The 15,845-nt window shown below is 42.1% G+C and carries 16 protein-coding genes and 1 pseudogene; 7 read left to right on the forward strand and 10 right to left on the reverse strand.

Annotated features, from left to right (window positions below; all coding sequences use genetic code 11):
• Positions 1-460: chorismate mutase (gene pheA / locus B4H32_RS10410; RefSeq protein ID WP_286802908.1), on the reverse strand; the 460-nt coding region annotated here is incomplete at its 3' end.
• Positions 461-836: 376 nt separating this feature from the next.
• Between pheA and B4H32_RS10415 the strand changes: the two are divergent.
• Together B4H32_RS10415 and B4H32_RS10420 are read left to right on the forward strand one after the other, a co-directional pair.
• Positions 837-1,022: pseudogene (locus B4H32_RS10415) on the forward strand (alpha/beta hydrolase); the annotation flags it as partial.
• Positions 1,023-1,133: 111 nt separating this feature from the next.
• Positions 1,134-1,760 carry a hypothetical protein gene (locus B4H32_RS10420; RefSeq protein ID WP_286802913.1) on the forward strand — a complete coding sequence of 209 codons (627 nt, stop codon included), beginning with the start codon at positions 1,134-1,136 and terminating at the stop codon, positions 1,758-1,760.
• Positions 1,761-1,811: 51 nt separating this feature from the next.
• On the opposite strand, the gene B4H32_RS10425 is transcribed toward B4H32_RS10420, so the two are convergent.
• Positions 1,812-2,957, reverse strand: coding sequence for an acyl-CoA dehydrogenase family protein (locus B4H32_RS10425; RefSeq protein ID WP_004679699.1), 1,146 nt, complete (start codon positions 2,955-2,957; stop codon positions 1,812-1,814).
• Positions 2,958-3,206: 249 nt separating this feature from the next.
• Between B4H32_RS10425 and B4H32_RS10430 the strand changes: the two genes are divergently transcribed.
• Positions 3,207-4,205 carry a glycosyl transferase family protein gene (locus tag B4H32_RS10430; protein WP_286802934.1) on the forward strand — a complete coding sequence of 333 codons (999 nt, stop codon included), beginning with the start codon at positions 3,207-3,209 and terminating at the stop codon, positions 4,203-4,205.
• A 44-nt stretch (positions 4,206-4,249) separates the two neighbouring features.
• Here the strand turns inward: B4H32_RS10430 and B4H32_RS10435 are convergent, their stop codons facing one another.
• Entirely contained in the window at positions 4,250-4,522 is a 273-nt protein-coding gene (locus tag B4H32_RS10435) for a YeaC family protein (RefSeq protein ID WP_004679703.1), read from the reverse strand.
• On the reverse strand, positions 4,519-5,427 hold the full coding sequence (locus B4H32_RS10440; RefSeq protein ID WP_004679704.1) for an NAD(+) kinase: 909 nt from the start codon (positions 5,425-5,427) through the stop codon (positions 4,519-4,521). Before B4H32_RS10440 ends, B4H32_RS10435 begins: the two co-directional genes overlap by 4 nt.
• 233 nt (positions 5,428-5,660) lie before the next feature.
• Here B4H32_RS10440 and mrcB point away from each other — a divergent pair, with 233 nt between their 5' ends.
• Positions 5,661-8,066, forward strand: a complete 2,406-nt coding sequence (gene mrcB / locus B4H32_RS10445; protein ID WP_286802938.1) for a penicillin-binding protein 1B — start codon at positions 5,661-5,663, stop codon at positions 8,064-8,066.
• A gap of 19 nt (positions 8,067-8,085) precedes the next feature.
• The gene (locus B4H32_RS10450) at positions 8,086-8,658 is read left to right on the forward strand and encodes a tetratricopeptide repeat protein (protein WP_004679708.1); all 573 of its coding nucleotides are present in this window, start codon (positions 8,086-8,088) and stop codon (positions 8,656-8,658) included.
• Between the two features lie 7 nt (positions 8,659-8,665).
• Here B4H32_RS10450 and B4H32_RS10455 read toward each other — a convergent pair whose 3' ends face one another.
• The gene (locus B4H32_RS10455) at positions 8,666-9,589 is read right to left on the reverse strand and encodes a thiamine phosphate synthase (RefSeq protein ID WP_286802956.1); all 924 of its coding nucleotides are present in this window, start codon (positions 9,587-9,589) and stop codon (positions 8,666-8,668) included.
• A 160-nt stretch (positions 9,590-9,749) separates the two neighbouring features.
• Between B4H32_RS10455 and hemP the strand changes: the two genes are divergently transcribed.
• Positions 9,750-9,920 (forward strand): hemin uptake protein HemP, encoded by a 171-nt coding sequence (gene hemP / locus B4H32_RS10460; protein WP_004679713.1) that lies wholly within the window; start codon positions 9,750-9,752, stop codon positions 9,918-9,920.
• A 90-nt stretch (positions 9,921-10,010) separates the two neighbouring features.
• On the opposite strand, the gene B4H32_RS10465 is transcribed toward hemP, so the two are convergent.
• The 5 genes from B4H32_RS10465 to tsaA form a co-directional block, all read right to left on the reverse strand.
• Complete coding sequence (locus B4H32_RS10465; RefSeq protein ID WP_286802962.1) at positions 10,011-11,345, reverse strand: sensor histidine kinase; 1,335 nt, start codon at positions 11,343-11,345, stop codon at positions 10,011-10,013.
• Between the two features lie 4 nt (positions 11,346-11,349).
• Complete coding sequence (locus tag B4H32_RS10470) at positions 11,350-12,009, reverse strand: response regulator transcription factor (protein ID WP_004682359.1); 660 nt, start codon at positions 12,007-12,009, stop codon at positions 11,350-11,352.
• Between the two features lie 106 nt (positions 12,010-12,115).
• Positions 12,116-12,481: a NirD/YgiW/YdeI family stress tolerance protein gene (locus B4H32_RS10475; protein WP_004757842.1), complete on the reverse strand. Its 366-nt coding sequence runs from the start codon at positions 12,479-12,481 to the stop codon at positions 12,116-12,118.
• Positions 12,482-12,566: 85 nt separating this feature from the next.
• Entirely contained in the window at positions 12,567-14,345 is a 1,779-nt protein-coding gene (locus B4H32_RS10480; protein WP_004682361.1) for a GspE/PulE family protein, read from the reverse strand.
• A gap of 44 nt (positions 14,346-14,389) precedes the next feature.
• Entirely contained in the window at positions 14,390-15,115 is a 726-nt protein-coding gene (tsaA, locus tag B4H32_RS10485) for a tRNA (N6-threonylcarbamoyladenosine(37)-N6)-methyltransferase TrmO (protein WP_286802970.1), read from the reverse strand.
• A 100-nt stretch (positions 15,116-15,215) separates the two neighbouring features.
• On the opposite strand from tsaA, the gene B4H32_RS10490 reads away from it, so the two are divergent.
• The coding region (locus B4H32_RS10490; RefSeq protein ID WP_286802974.1) for a ferredoxin--NADP reductase at positions 15,216-15,845 on the forward strand (630 nt) is incomplete at its 3' end.

The following is a 15,845-nucleotide window of genomic DNA, read 5'->3' on the forward strand; positions in this document are numbered from 1 at the left end:
ATGAGTTTTCAACAGGAACCACGCCATAATGCGCACTACCCGCCTCCACTTCACGGAACACTTCATCAATGGTTGGCAATGGACGAACCACTGCATCATTACCAAAATGTTTCAGTACCGCGGAGTGGGTATAGGTTCCTTCTGGCCCTAAAAATGCGATACTTTGTGGGGCTTCAAGTGCCAGACATGCTGACATGATTTCACGGAACAAGCGTGCCATGGTCGCATCGGACAATGGCCCCTGATTGCGCTCCATCACTTTACGCAGCACCTGTGCCTCACGTTCAGGGCGATAAAACAGTGGGTTGTCTTCGGCTGCAAACTTCGCCTTGGCTACGGCTTCCGCCAATGTGGCACGGCGATTGAGTAATTCCTGGATTTGTTGATCAACACTATCAATATCGTTACGAATTTGTTCTAAATTAAGTGAAGTCGATGTGTTTTGTCCATCGTTTACCATTGAATGCAGCCTCAGCAAAATCATCTATAAGAATGGATTACAATTCATCTGTGAATTGATTATCTGGGCTAGTATAACAAGACTTTAAGCTATTAAACACGCTGAGTTTTAACTCTTTTCATGACTCAACTTTATTGATAATGATTTTCATTATATATTTGATGCTAAATTTCAGTTCTCGTGAATAAGCCATGTTAAAACGTCTCGGTATTTTGACTTTCTCCTTAATGATCAGTAGTCAACTCAGCTTTGCCCAACCAGCTTCAACGACTTCTGGCAATTCAGCTTTATAAGCCAATGCCCTGACCCAACAAAGCTTTATCCTGAAATCTAAATACACGTCACATGATTACCTGATTCAGGTTTTAGTTCCTAACAGACCAGTTTTTATCAAAACTTTCAGGCACAGCGTTCCGAGCAATTTTTATTCTGGAATTTTAAACATCCAGCGGAACAGCATTTAACCAATTTCTATGCCAGTTTACCTAAAGCCATCGTGTTGGCAGGTTGTAAAGATGGCAAAAGCTGCTCATCCTTATTTGATGAGACAACAAAACCTTGATATGGAAGTGATCCTGAGAGAAAGATTATTTTCCTCTCAACAAATCTCAACATTTCTTTAAGAAAGCTTGGGATATCATTTATTCAATATTGTCTTAAATGAAATAAAATAATGAATAAAATCATTGTACTTTTTATACTTAATCTTGCTAGCATTCAATTAACGGGCTGTATTGGATGTTATAACCCTACAGGTTGCAGCCGTGACGCCTCACCTTACTACATCACCACAACAACGACTCAAGTACGTGGAATTACTGTGCCACCACAAAGCAAGCTAAAATATAAAGCTCAGCATTCTTTTCAGAAAGAACAGCAAATACAGCCATTAAATGAAAAGGATTTGACCGATATCAAGTTACCGCCTGATAAGGCAATCATTTGGGGTGGAATGCCATCTTATATGTTTATTGAATTTTTTAATTCTCAAATGAAAGGTTTTTCTGTTTATCCTGCTGATGGGTTCTCTCCCCAATCAACAAATGAATTTATTAGATTATGGCAAAATTGTGCAAGTGATCTGGATGTGACCTTAAAAAATCCACATGACTGGTCGTTTAATCCTGACAATATGGAAGTCCGAGGTTGCGGTGTAAATATTCAAAAAAGAAGTGAATATAATAAAAATTGGCCTAATCAGGATCAGGCAGATGCATTTCTCATTAAAATCAATCAGGCATTACAGAAATTGCCAAAACAACAAAGCTATCCTGTGGTGCATACCCCAATAGAAAAATAGTATCTATCAAAAAACAGCCTGCTCGAAAGCAGGCTGATTTATCAAGATTAATTAAGCTTTACCAATCAATCCACGTGCCACGATTTCTTTCATGATTTCATTGGTACCACCGTAAATACGCTGGATACGTGCATCAACAAAGAAGCGTGAAATTGGATATTCAGTCATATAACCATAGCCACCAAATAACTGAAGCAAGTTGTCAGCAACTTTCATTTGCATGTCAGTACTGAAGCTCTTGAGTGCAGCCGCAGTTTCAACATCCAGTTTGCCCTCATTATATAAGGCCACGTTTTGATTATAGAAAGCAGCAGTTGCCAATTCATCAATCTTCGCCTGAGCTAAGACAAAACGTGTGTTCTGGAAGTTAGCAATCGCCTGACCAAATGCCTGACGCTCTTTCACATATTGGGTCGCAAGATCAATTGAGCCACGAATTGCGCCCAAAGAGGTCGCTGCGATTGCAGTACGCTCACGAGGTAATTCCTGCATCAAATAAGCAAAACCTGAACCTGCGTTACCCAACAACTGGTCTTTAGGTACTTTGACATTATCAAAGAAAAGCTCTGAGGTATCCTGTGAATGCAGACCAATTTTGTCTAAGTTCGTGCCCTTTTTAAAGCCTTCCAAATGGGTATCAACCAATAATAAAGACACACCTTTGGCACGAGCTTGCGGATCAGTTTTCACTGCCAGAACCACAACATCAGCATGCTGACCATTTGAGATAAAGGTTTTAGAACCATTTAACACATAGTGATCACCTTGCAAAATTGCACTGGTACGCATGGCCTGCAAGTCTGAACCAGCACCAGGCTCAGTCATACCAATTGCACCCACCACTTCACCAGACACCATTTTTGGCAACCAATACTGTTTCTGTTCTTCTGACCCAATATGTTGGATATATGGTGCAGCAATTTCAGAGTGACACGAAATACCAGTTGATAAGGCACAATAACCAGCACGCGCAGATTCTTCAACCAACATCAATGAATAATGGGTTGGTACGCCATAACCACCATATTCTTCTGGCACGTCTACGCACAGGAAGCCATTTTCACCCAATAATGTCCAGACAGAACGCGGCATAATGCCCTCACGTTCCCATTTTTCATAATGAGGTGCAATGTGTTCACTCATAAAACGTTTAAAGTTGTCACGGAAGAGTTCCAAATCTGCATCATAAGCTAACATCTTTATTTCCTTTCGCTTTCATTTTTCTTGAAAATTTGCTTCGCAACCATGCTAATGATTTTTAGGTAGGATGTCATGTCCCTTTTGCATCAAATCACCCGACTGATGCGGTCAATAATTTTGTTTGCAGTGGTTATTTTCGAGACCCAATTGCTTATTGAATAAACAGAAGTTCTGATTTTTTACGCTAAATGCATCACTTTTATGTCATATTAATTTTAATTCTTCACCATGACTGCAAATACGATCATGAATACCAAACGCAATATTTATAAAGATGCTGAACATCCTTTCGCCCAATACATACGAATCGTTGGTAAGGGTAAGACGGGTGCGCGTTCACTGACTTATGATGAGGCCTATCAGGCTTTTAGCATGATCTTAAAAAATGAGGTGCTTGATGTTCAGTTGGGTGCTTTTTTAATGTTGTTACGGGTTAAGGAAGAATCTGTTGATGAACTGGCTGGTTTTGTCCAGGCAACGCGTGATCAACTTAATTTTCAACCGCTGAATGTTGATCTGGATTGGTCATCATACGCAGGGAAACGTAAACATTATCCGTGGTTTTTATTGGCAGCCTTAACACTGGCCCATCATGGTTATAAGATCGTGATGCATGGTGCATCGGGTCATACCATTAACCGTGTTTATACAGAACAGGTTTTACAATACTTAGGCTATTCAATCTGCCAAAATGAACAGGAGGTTAAACAACAACTAGAAAGACATAACTTTGCCTATTTGCCTCTTGAAGTGATCTCACCAATTTTAAGTGATCTGATTTCATTGAGAAATGTGATGGGCTTACGTTCACCCATTCATACCCTTGCCCGCCTGATTAATCCTTTTAATGCCAAAGCCACTTTACAGGCCATTTTCCACCCTGCTTATCGAACCTCACACCAACACACTGCGTTTCGTTTAGGTTATCAAAATAGTGCGGTGATTAAAGGTGAAGGAGGTGAATTTGAGCGTAACCCTGATGCAAAAACCCTTATTTGTGGGATTAAAAATGGTGAGTTATATGAGTATGAATTACCCAAACTAACACCTGAACGTAGCCCTATTGAAGAAGAGCTCGATCTTGAAGTGTTTAAAGCGGTTTGGTTCGGTCAGCAGCAACATGACTATGGTGAAATGGCCGTCACTGAAACCATCGGAATCGCTTTATATACGATGGGTGTGGTCAGTAGTTTTGATGAGGCGATGGTTAAAGCAAAAGAGCTTTGGGAAAGTCGAAAAATTTAGGCTTCATTCATTAAAAAACCCAGTGTTTTTACTGGGTCTTTAATTTAAACAAACCGAATCGGTTTAAATTCAGGTTCGTGTTTGTGATGGTCATCATCACACTCCTCACCCTCTTCCTTTGTACCACGATCAATATAGCCACTACGCTGTTCTTCTGGTAAATGTTTCATTTCCCATGCATAAACAGCCTGCATACAGGTTTCACGTTGTTCTTTGGTCAATGCAATACCATTTGGCCATTTGCCAATTTCAACGGCTGTTTTTAAGCGCTCAACAATTTCAGGATTTAAAACAGCGAGCATTTGTTCAATATTCATGAGTCATCCTGTTGAAAAGATTCGAAATCTTGATTCCAGCCCAGTTTAGTACGGCAAGCCATATAAAAATCGTACCCAGGCGGATGTAATAAGCTTAGTTTAAATGGATGTTTGCGAATATGCACAGTGTCACCCACATTTAATGCAACACTATGTTGTCCATCGGCGCTGACCATGGGTAAAACCCGATTTTCACGAATAGTAATTTTAATCTCACTTTGTCCACCAACCACAATCGGACGGGAGGATAAGGTATGCGGATGCATGGGTACCAATGCAATCGCATCCATACTTGGATGCAAAATAGGTCCACCACCAGACAATGCATATGCTGTCGAACCCGTTGGTGTGGAAACAATTAAACCGTCACTGTGCTGACGATAGACATATTGCCCATCAATACTGAGTTCGAAATCAATCATATGGACTGATCGTCCAGAATGTAGAACCACATCATTTAATGCAATTGCATCATAAATGGTTTCACCATTGGATCGAATTTCCATTTCCAGCAGGAAACGGCGATCCAGTTGAAAATGTCCCTGCAACACCTGATCCAGCTTAAAGATTGCCTCAGCAGGTTTAATGTCGGTTAAAAAGCCCAGTCGCCCACGGTTAATACCAATCACAGGGGTATTGTATCGCACCAGGGCACGTGCTGCATGGAGTAGTGAACCATCACCGCCCACCACAATCACTAAATCCACCACTTCGCCCAATAAATTACGGCTGACAGTCTGTCCATGGCTATAAGGTACGAGTTTCGCTGTTTCCTGATCAAAGACGGGATTCAAACCCAGAGTGATCAAATGATCATGAATCAAACATAAGGTTTCTACTACAGAATCTTTATCTGGTCGCCCAATCAAACCAATATTTCGAAAGGATTTATGTGAAATTTGCACGAATAATTCAGCTCCGCTGCGCTTCCTGACTATCATATCATTAACTATCAGAAATTCGTTGACGATTGTTAAAAAGTATAAAAATGTCTATTCGTTGTTTTTTTACTCAGTTAATGTCAACACATTCTTAAAGTTTTTATTGCATGTTGCTATTTATTCACAGTTTTACGATTGCAAATTGCGCATAAGCTATCGCATCATTAACCCCATTGTTTTGATTTTAACGCAAATCTATGAAGTGTGAACGTGGTATCGGTTTTCTTGCGCTAATTTTTTCCATTTTAGTGATTGGTGTTTTTATTGCCTTTAGTATCTATCTGATCCGTCTGGATAATATTATTCGCAATAAGTTTGAAGGTCAGCGCTGGGATATTCCAGCCAAGGTATTTGCTCGTCCTCTAGAAATCTATGCAAATGCGCCAATTACTCAGGAAAACTTCATTCAGGAACTGAAATTACTGGGTTATAAAAATACGGCAAACTATGAAAAATCAGGTAGCTATGTCACCCAAGGCAACCAGATGTATGTCCATACACGTGGTTTTGACTATGGTGACAGCAATGAACCTGAACAGGTGCTTGAAATTGGTTTCCTGAATGGGCAGGTCGGTGAAATCCGTTCCACCAAACCATCAAGCACAGGCATTGCACGGCTGGAACCTTTATTGATTGGTGGTATTTACCCTCAGCATAATGAAGACCGCGTACTCATTAAACTAGATAAAGTACCAAAAACACTGATTGAGGCTTTGATCTCAACTGAGGACCGCAACTTCTATCACCATCATGGTATTTCAGTTCGTGGCACTGTCCGTGCTCTGGTCAGCAATGTTACGGGTGGTAAACGTCAAGGTGGATCAACCCTCACACAGCAGTTGGTGAAAAACTTTTATCTTTCTCCTGAAAAGACTCTGAAACGTAAAATCAATGAAGCGCTGATGGCGTTATTGATTGAACTGCATTATAGCAAGGATGAAATTCTTGAAGCCTATCTGAATGAAGTCAATCTAGGTCAAAATGGTAATTATTCCATCAATGGCTATGGTCTGGCTTCACAGTTCTATTTTGGCCTGCCATTACGTGAACTGAATATTGCCCAGCAGGCTTATCTGGTTGGTTTAGTACAGGGTCCTTCTTTATATAATCCTTGGCGTAATCCTGAAGCGGCAAAAAAACGCCGTGATGTTGTACTGAACAACATGAAAGTTATGGGCTATCTCAGTGAGGCGGAATATCAGGATGAAATTGCACGTCCTTTAAATGTAGTGAGCAAACCGACTCTAGGACCTGCGAAATTCCCTGATTTCCTTGATATTGTCCGTCGTCAGCTACGCACCGAATATCAGGAAAGTGACATTACCAATCAGGGTTTAAGAATTTTTACCACACTAGATCCAATCACACAGATTCAGGTGCAAAATGCGTTTAAAAATTCAGTTGATCGTCTGGCGAATGCCAATCCTGCCCGTTTAAAGAACTTACAGGGTGCCATTGTTGTCGCTCATCCAGACAATGGTGAACTGGTTGCCGCTGTGGGATCGACTCAAGACTTTACAGGTTTTAACCGTACACTGGATGCTAAACGTCAAGTGGGTTCATTACTGAAACCTGTCATCTATTTAAGTGCACTTGAGTCAGGCCGTTATACATGGGCTAGCCCAATTGAAGATACAGCCATCAGTATTCCAATTGATGGTTATAAAAACTGGACACCCAAAAATTATAGTGGTGGTGAGCATGGTGTGGTTCCAATGCAGCAGGCTTTGGCAAATTCATACAACCTTTCTACTGTACGTTTGGCGAACGAGTTTGGCCTATCTACATTCACAAATAAGCTCAGACAGTTTGGGGTAAGTTCAGATATTCCAGCCTATCCATCCATTTATCTGGGGGCGGTGAATATGTCACCAATGGAAGTGCTGAGGGTTTATGGAAACTTTGCCACAGGTGGCTTTAAATACCCTACCCGTTCTATCCGCACTGTTGTGGATGCAAAAGGGCATTTATTGGAGCGTTATGGTTTGAATGTACAGCAAACCATTGACCCCGCCACCGCCTATATCCTGAATTATGGTTTACAGCAAGTCATGCGTTCAGGTACAGGCCGCTCTGCCTATGGCAGTTTGCCTGAATCACTGAATCTTGCAGGAAAATCAGGAACAACCAACGATACACGCGATTCATGGTTTGCTGGTTATTCTGGCAATCATGTCGCTGTGGTCTGGTTAGGGCTGGATGACAACAAGGTGACTGGTCTGACAGGTTCCTCTGGTGCATTGCCAGTCTGGACCAGTGTCATGAAACAGCTTCGTCAGGAACCTGTAAATCTTCGTCAAACCGACAACGTTCAGTGGCAGTGGATTGATAGCGCCAGCGGTGATCTTTCTGCCGAGGGCTGTGATGGCGCATTGTATATTCCATTGCTTCGTCAAACTGTACCTCGCCGTGCAACGGTTTGCGGTCAATCTCATTATGAAGTTGAACCAACCTATATGCCTCAGGGCGGTACATCAGAAAATGATCATGATGATGGCATAAACAACTATATTCGGGAAAGCGAAAACCAGATGGACAATGATTTATCAAATCATACGCCAACACGCATCATCTCCAGTGGTAGCTACAGCGTTGAAAATTAATTTCTACTGGGATTTGGACATGATCAAGAAAATAACTTTCGCAATTGGTGTACTTGTACTGGCTGGCTGTACTGCCACTCCAGAAAAAGTCACGACCACTAAACCTGTTAATCCACCAGCAGGCACGAATACGCAGAAGAAAAAAGTGACTCCGCCTGCTTCTGGTGTAAAGGTCATTCCATATGACCAAAAAGAGATTAAACGGCAAACCGTGACACCACAGGTGGTGGTACCTGAACAAAAGGTGAAGCAGAAGTTTAGTAATGATGGTGCTCAACTCCCCGCCTTTAGAACCCTGATGCAAAAAACCCAGACCGCTTATAAAAGTCAGCAACTCGCGGAAGCAGAACGTTATGCGCTTCAAGCCCAACGGATTGCACCACAGGCTTCTGAAACCTATTTATATCTGGGTCTAATCGCCAACCAGCGAAAAGAGTATGCCAATGCCGAGGCTTTGGCGCGCCGTGGTTTAAGCTATGCACAGAGCAATGCCATGAAAAAGCAGCTTTGGACAATTGTGCTTCGTGCCAGCGAAGCACGTAATCATCCAGTCAAGGCACAGGAAGCGAAAAAAGCAATTCAGTCACTTTAGAGCCTTGTTACTGGATTGATTCAAACTGGCGAATCCCCGCAAGCCCATAAGCATGATGTTTTTGGGCTTGTTCCAGATCAGTAGGCGCAACACCACCCAAAGCAAAAACAGGAATATCACTTTTTCCAGCGAGTTCAGCAAAACCGTCCCATCCCAACACTTTTGTTTCTGGATGAGTCTCAGTTATATTCACAGGACTTAAAAGCACCGCATCACAGCCAATATCATGTGCATGTTGCAATGAAACTGCATCATGGCACGCTGCAATAAAACGTTTCCCTACAATTAATTCTCCTTTCTTTAATCCCATCAGCTGTGATTGTTTTAGATGAACCGTGTTAATTTTTTCCTGACATGCTGAATCCAGCTGATTGCAGATTTCAAAATTCACAATGAGTTTTTGATACTTCTCATCAGTGAGTGTTTCTAACTGCTGCTCAATCGCATCAATATTTTCATCCTGTGTCCGCCAATAAAATAAACTTTCCTGCTGCGGGAGTTTGACCAACTGTTCATTCACCTTAATCAGATGTGGCCACACCAAACGTTGTAGAATCACATCATTGGCTTTAGGAAAATTTAATTCTTTCAGTTGGTCACGACTGTACCAAGCCCAAGGCTGGTGAATCAGTTCCAGCAATTCATCTGGTACATAGGCATAGAATAGATGCAGGTTCACAATCACATCATCATATTCATGGCGAATCACATCAAAACGATGCCAGTCCTTTAAGCCAATGCCCACCTCCTCATAAATTTCCCTGCGGCAGGTCTGCTCAGGTGTTTCTCCCTGCTCAACCTTGCCCCCAGGAAATTCATGCTTATTGCCCTGATGTTGGTTGGCCTGACGCCACCCCACTAATACCTTGGATTTATGCAATAAAATTGCAATTGCGACATCAATGACATTCTTTGCTATCACAGTCCACATCCCTCATCTCTACAGAGTAAATCCCTGTCATTCATCAATTTGCACATCGTTCTGAAAAAACTTATAAACGATTTTGTAAATTATTCAAATTTACGTTGACAGGTATATTCGATAATGATTATCATTTAAAAAATAGATAATACACCACGGAGCATAACAAATGAACGCACCATTTAACCTATTTACTCGTAGCACTGATGCAACTCAATCCTTACCAATGCTGCATTCAAACAACCTATTTGCCTTAGGCCGCGAAATTCGCATTATGCACGCTGGTGAAGAGTATCGCCTACGCCTCACCCGTAACAACCGTCTGATTTTAACCAAGTAAAATAATAGTAATCGGATAATAATAAACGTGGAAATAGCAGTATGTCAGCGCGTACTGCTTTTTAATTCATCTAGAAACCAAAATAAAGCTTTAGACAAGCAATCTGATCACGACTTTTAATCCGCCATATGAAGATGGCAACAATTCCATTTGCCCATGATGTAGTTCGATAATTTTCCTACAAATGGATAAGCCTAAGCCTGATCCCTGGGTTTTAGTTCCCAACGCACGATAAAAACGTTCTCCCAAATGCTGCAATACTTCTGGGTCGATACCTTGTCCCTCATTTTTAATAATAAGCTGTAAATACTGTCCCTGCTTATCTAAAGTGATATAGACACAGCCTTTTTCTGGCGTATAGCGTACGGCATTGTCCAGCACATTACGAATACAGGTAAAAATCAGTTGTTGATTGGCAAAAATCATATCTTCGTGCTCTGCCACTACCATCCGCTGCTGAATCTGGATTGCCTTTTGCTTGATAAAGGGTGTTAGAGCCTGAATCGCCTCGTCAATCACCGTATGCAAGGCAAAATGTGTCTTGAGCAGGTTCTCAGCATGTTCAGGGTCTAAACGTGCCAGCAACAGCAAATTTTCCAGCGTTTGGATCCCTCGACTAATATCCTGTTGCATTGCATCAAAATCACTGGCGCGTTCTGGATATTTACGTTGTAAAAGCTGTAAACGCATCTGAATTGCAGATAAGGGCGAACGCAGCTCATGCGAAGCATCCGCAGTAAAACGCTGTTCGGCTTTTAGCGATTGATCCAGACGTTGCAACAAGTGATTTAATTGCCCCAGCATCGGCTGCAATTCTTTAAATTCAATGCTGGAGGACTGGATTGGAGTGAGATCATCGGCATTTTTCTCTGAGATTTGATCGGATAACTGATGAATCGCGCTAAACTGCCGTTTGACCAGAACATGCAGCATGAGCCATTGCATCAGCCACAACATGATCAGAATGACAGAATAGCCAGCAAAGCTATGCATCAATTCTTTAAAGCGATCACCCAAAGGTTGTAATAGCAATACCTGCATGTGGGACTGGTGATCTTCCACCCGATAACTACGCCAGAGCTGTCGCTCCTGCCAGATAAAGCTATATTGATCATCACCTGTGAACAACTTGTAATATTGTTGTTCAAGCTGAAAATCCTCGGACTGGGTCAGAATCTGTTGTTGGTAGCTCAGGCGATACTGGATATCAAACTGGTCACTCAGTTCATCAATCTGCTGCCCCGATGTTGAGGTCAGATCAGCAATCAGTAACATATCTGAGATTTCATCCATGATTTCATCTTGAACCTGCATGGTTTGATAGATTGAAATCACCACAAATAGAAGCAATGCCACAGAAGCCGCAATCACTGAACTAATCAGTGAGGTTTTAATCAGCCTGTTTTGTAGCGACACCACTTTCATAAACTTAATCCTGATGCATCCGATAGCCTAAACCACGAATAGTTTTGATATATTGCCCGCCAATTTTTTTGCGAATCTGGTAGATATACACCTCGATGGCATTACTCTCAATTTCCTCGCCCCAGGCATACAGTGATTCTTCCAGTTGCTCACGGGTCAGGATATGTTCTGGCTTTTGCATTAATTTATGCAAAATCTGAAATTCTTTTGCGGTCAGGTTGATGACTTGACCCGCTTGCGTCAGGGTTTTGGCTTGCGGATCAAGCTGTAGATTGCCAAAAGTCAAATATTGCCCTGCCTGAGTCTGGTGTTGACGTAACTGGGAACGCACCCGTGCTGACAGTTCTTCCAAATTAAATGGCTTAACCAGATAATCATTGGCTCCCAAATCCAGCCCCTCAATCCGATCATGAATGGCATCTTTGGCGGTAATAAAAATGACGGGCGTATTGGAATTTCGATGGCGAATAGTTTTTAGAATGTCATCACCCGAAGCTTTAGGCAAACCACGATCCAGCAGGATACAATCATATTGATGCTGCTCAACCGCCAGTATCGCATGATCACCCCGTTCTACCCAATCGACACTATAGCCATCCAGTTCCAGCCAATCCTTGATACTTTCCGCCTGAGAGGCATCATCCTCAGCCAGTAAAATTCGCATAAAGCCGCACCCTTGTCTGATCCATTAATATTCATCATGCCTTTTAAATAAGCAACAGGCAAAAAACCACATGCTAAACATGTGGTTTTTGATGATATTTCAATGATTAGAATTTAACCTGATCCACATCGACTTCTACACGTTTGGTCGGTTTATAATCAATGTCGATTTCACCAATAATGGTCACAGGAGTTTTGGCTGAAACAGGTTGCCCTTGCCATAAATCATCATCAATATCGACGGTGATGCTGCCTGTCTGGTCGCTAAACTGATATTTTTCATCACCTGTTGCTTTGACTACATAACCCTTAAGCTTAACAGGCGTATCATTTTTTAAGGTCAATGCCTGTTTCACCGTAGTAATTTGTGTAGGCGCCAATGCCTGCTGATTGACTGCTGTCGTATTCGCAACCGCAAATGTTGTCGCACCAACCAGACCTGCAATTACAGCAACTTTAGAAAATACGTTCATTTTAATTTCCTCATCTTTGTTGATCATCTCGATGTAGTCATTAAAACAAAACAAGATGAGGTGAATCTGAAGAACTAAAAACTGCTTAATTTAATGGCACAACCCGAAGCACTTCTTCCAGTGTGGTCATACCCTCAATCACCTTGCGTGCCCCTGCAATACGCAACGGTTCAATACCCTCTTTCTTGGCTTGCGCACGTAAATGATCCAGTGTGCCATTCGCACTAATGATGGACTTTAATTCCAGACTGACTGGCATAAACTCATAAATCCCGACACGTCCCTTATAACCCGTTTGGCGACACACTTCACAGCCCACAGCCTTATACATGGTGGTGGGCATATCCATCATATAGTCAAAAGTCAGGTGTTCCCATTCCTGCTCATTGATCGCTGTTTCCTGTTTGCAATGCGGGCAAAGGCGACGCACCAGACGCTGTGCCAATACACCCAAAATCGTGGCTGCGGTCAAAAATGGCTGCACCCCCAAATCATGCAAACGGGTCAAACTGGATGGCGCATCATTGGTATGCAGGGTTGAGAGTACCAAATGTCCTGTTAAAGCTGCCTGAATCGCCATATTGGCAGTATCATGGTCACGAATTTCCCCAACCATAATAATGTCAGGGTCTTGACGCATGAGGGCACGCACCCCATCGGCAAAGCCTAGCTCAATGTTTGGATTGACCTGCATCTGGTTAAAACTTGGTTCCAGCATTTCAATCGGATCTTCAATGGTACAGACATTGACCTGTTCCGTTGCCAGTTGTTTAAGCGATGAATAAAGTGTGGTGGTTTTACCCGAACCTGTTGGCCCTGTCACCAGAATAATCCCGTGGCTATGCTGCGTTAGTTGCTGCCAGCTTTGTAAGAGATGTCCCTCAAAACCCAACTGCTGAAAACTGCGTACCAATACTTCTGGATCAAAAATACGCATCACCAGCTTTTCACCAAAGGCAGTTGGTAATGTGGAGAGACGCAATTCGGTTTCCTGACCTTTTGGTGTTCGTGTCTTTAGACGTCCATCCTGTGGTTTACGCTTTTCTGCCACATTCATCCGACCCAGAATTTTAATACGGGAAATCACCGCAGTTAGTGTATTGGCAGGCATGTTATAAATGGTATGTAACACGCCATCAATACGGAAACGCACCTTACCCTTGTCTTTTCGGGGTTCAAGGTGAATATCGCTGGCCCCTTGTTCAAAGGCAAATTGCAGCACCCAGTCCACCAATTTGACAATATGCTGGTCATTGGCATCGGGATTCTGGGTATCGCCCAACTGTAACAAGGCCTCAACGCCTTTATTATCACGGTCAAAGGCACTGGTGTTTTGTGATGAACTGACCGCACGACTAACCTGATAATATTCCACCAGATAGCGCTGTAATTGCTCAGGATTGAGTAACACTCGTTCAATCTTTCTGGGCGCTAAACTACGCTCCAGATTATTCTGCCATTCCGTTAAAAACGGCTGATCTGTCCCAATCAAAATCCGATCTGAATGTACTTCAATGGCCAGAATATGATTCCGTACCGCAAATTCCTGTGACATAACGCTGGTTAATGCCGCCACATCAGCTTTTAGTGGATCAATCACAAATAAGGGAACTTCGGCTTTTTCAGCTAACCACTGACATAAACGATTCAGGGTTAAGGTTGTGGCAGGATTAAGTTGATCCTTTAAATTAAAATTGGCAACCCACTGTAAGGGATGCCATTTCAACTGGTCTTTTTGCCGATGTGTAGTTTGAATAAAAAGTTTATCCCGTTCAGTAATCCGTCCATCTTTTTGTAATTGTTCCAGACACCACGTCACATCAATTGAAAAAGAAAAACTTGCAAATTTTGCCTGCGCTTGCATAACCGTCAAATCCCCAAATTTATGATTTTATATTTTTAAGTTGCCTATTCCACAGCAATGACTGTGACATTGCTTGCATCGACTTTAAAACGAACATTCAAGTCTGCAAAACACATGCCATAAACTCGTTCAGCATCTTCCTGATAGGCAGGACGAGGGTCTAAAGATAACACCTGTTCCAGTTCATCGAATACCTTTTTATTTAAAATAGCCTGCTTTAGTAATTGCTGTTGTTGTGTTTGTGCAGTTTCTGTCCATATCACTGATTTACGTACAGGCTCATCCTGGGCATAACCACTAATTGCATCTGGCACTGCATCCGAATACTGGATATAGGGCTTAATATCCAGAATCGGTGTGCCATGTAGTAAATCACTACCCATTACATAAAGTCGCACGCTTTTCCCTTGCTTTTCTACTCGTAAAAAATGCACCACAGACAAACCAATTGCAGACGGACGATACATACTTCGGGTAGCAAACACCCCCATTTTCTGGTTTCCACCCAAGCGTGGTGGACGTACCTGCGCGCGAAATCCAGCTATTTGGTTTGGTGCATTATCATTTTGTTTATTCTCATGAAACTGCCACAACAGCCATAAATGGCTAAATGCCTCAATTCCCTCGAATGCCAAAATATCGTTATAAGGTGCCACCATCTCCATATAAGACTCGACCTGCACCAGATTTGGCTGCCTCGGAATACCAAACTTTTCACGGTAGGGAGAGTGCATGTAACCGATAATCGGCATCTCAACTGAATTGCTCATCACTTTTTCTTATAAACACAATTAAATATATTCAGTTTATCGAGAATGAATTTAGATTAGAATAGCAACCTGTTTCTTTTAACTGTGATCGAGACCTTGAATGGCTGCTTTTAACGTTGAACGCATTACTCATGTTCACCACTGGAATGACACACTTTTTAGTTTTAAAACAACACGTGACACCAGTCTACGTTTCAAAAATGGTCAATTCGTCATGATCGGTCTTGAAATGAATGGCAAGCCCTTAATGCGTGCTTATTCGATTGCAAGCGCGAATTATGAAGAAGAACTGGAGTTCTTCTCAATTAAGGTACAAGACGGTCCATTGACTTCCATTTTACAAAAAGTACAGGTTGGTGATGAAATCCTGATTTCTAAAAAACCAACAGGAACGCTCGTACACGACGATTTATTACCAGGTAAAAATTTATACCTTTTATCTTCTGGTACAGGCCTTGCTCCTTTCCTTTCCCTGCTTCGTGATCCTGAGACTTACGAAAAGTTTGAGAAAGTGATCATGGTTCATGGTACTCGCTATGTTTCAGAGCTTGCCTATCAGGATTTAATCCTGAATGAATTGCCAAACAATGAATTTTTTGAAGAGCTTGGCATCAAGGATAAATTGGTTTATTACCCAACCGTAACCCGCGAGCCATTCCATACACAAGGTCGTGTCACCACTGCCATTGAAACTGGTGAACTGTTTGAAAAAATCGGTTTACCACGTTTT

The organism is Acinetobacter sp. UBA2063, assembly GCF_002333245.1.
Taxonomy (GTDB): Bacteria; Pseudomonadota; Gammaproteobacteria; order Pseudomonadales; family Moraxellaceae; genus Acinetobacter; species Acinetobacter parvus.

Excerpts from the sequence above, each read along its gene's own strand:
- B4H32_RS10420 (WP_286802913.1), top strand. The coding sequence starts at position 1,134 with ATGAATAAAATCATTGTACTTTTTATACTTAATCTTGCTAGCATTCAA.
- B4H32_RS10425 (WP_004679699.1), bottom strand. The coding sequence starts at position 2,957 with ATGTTAGCTTATGATGCAGATTTGGAACTCTTCCGTGACAACTTTAAA.
- B4H32_RS10430 (WP_286802934.1), top strand. The coding sequence starts at position 3,207 with ATGAATACCAAACGCAATATTTATAAAGATGCTGAACATCCTTTCGCC.
- B4H32_RS10435 (WP_004679703.1), bottom strand. The coding sequence starts at position 4,522 with ATGAATATTGAACAAATGCTCGCTGTTTTAAATCCTGAAATTGTTGAG.
- mrcB (WP_286802938.1), top strand. The coding sequence starts at position 5,661 with ATGAAGTGTGAACGTGGTATCGGTTTTCTTGCGCTAATTTTTTCCATT.
- B4H32_RS10450 (WP_004679708.1), top strand. The coding sequence starts at position 8,086 with ATGATCAAGAAAATAACTTTCGCAATTGGTGTACTTGTACTGGCTGGC.
- B4H32_RS10455 (WP_286802956.1), bottom strand. The coding sequence starts at position 9,589 with ATGTGGACTGTGATAGCAAAGAATGTCATTGATGTCGCAATTGCAATT.
- hemP (WP_004679713.1), top strand. The coding sequence starts at position 9,750 with ATGAACGCACCATTTAACCTATTTACTCGTAGCACTGATGCAACTCAA.
- B4H32_RS10465 (WP_286802962.1), bottom strand. The coding sequence starts at position 11,345 with ATGAAAGTGGTGTCGCTACAAAACAGGCTGATTAAAACCTCACTGATT.
- B4H32_RS10470 (WP_004682359.1), bottom strand. The coding sequence starts at position 12,009 with ATGCGAATTTTACTGGCTGAGGATGATGCCTCTCAGGCGGAAAGTATC.
- B4H32_RS10475 (WP_004757842.1), bottom strand. The coding sequence starts at position 12,481 with ATGAACGTATTTTCTAAAGTTGCTGTAATTGCAGGTCTGGTTGGTGCG.
- B4H32_RS10480 (WP_004682361.1), bottom strand. The coding sequence starts at position 14,345 with ATGCAAGCGCAGGCAAAATTTGCAAGTTTTTCTTTTTCAATTGATGTG.
- tsaA (WP_286802970.1), bottom strand. The coding sequence starts at position 15,115 with ATGAGCAATTCAGTTGAGATGCCGATTATCGGTTACATGCACTCTCCC.